Source organism: Caballeronia sp. NCF2, from assembly GCF_023631205.1.
In the GTDB taxonomy this organism is placed as follows: Bacteria; Pseudomonadota; Gammaproteobacteria; order Burkholderiales; family Burkholderiaceae; genus Caballeronia; species Caballeronia zhejiangensis.
This window is the reverse complement of the sequence record NZ_JALQDN010000144.1, coordinates 1-229: the sequence shown is the minus strand read 5'-3', so window position 1 is coordinate 229 and position 229 is coordinate 1. Positions and strand designations below refer to the sequence as shown.

At 34.9% G+C, this 229-nt stretch carries 1 protein-coding gene; it reads left to right on the top strand.

Annotated elements, in window-relative coordinates; genetic code table 11:
- On the top strand, window positions 1-229 hold a 229-nt coding region (locus NCS02_RS36255), incomplete at both ends, for a DUF968 domain-containing protein (protein ID WP_250523717.1).

Genomic DNA, 229 nt, shown 5'->3' with positions numbered 1-229 from the left:
GTTTGATATGTGGCAACAATTATGTTGTTTTACATCACATAACAACGCTTAGAAAGGGGTTTGGGAGTAAATCAAGCCATTACGCAGTTTTACCTTTATGTTTTAATCACCACGACGCAAAAATAGAAGGTGAATCAATACATCAAGATGTAGAAGAATGGGAAAAGAAATATGGAACTCAAATTGACTGGCTTAGAAAAGTTTATGAATGGTTGGGTGAGAGTAAAGA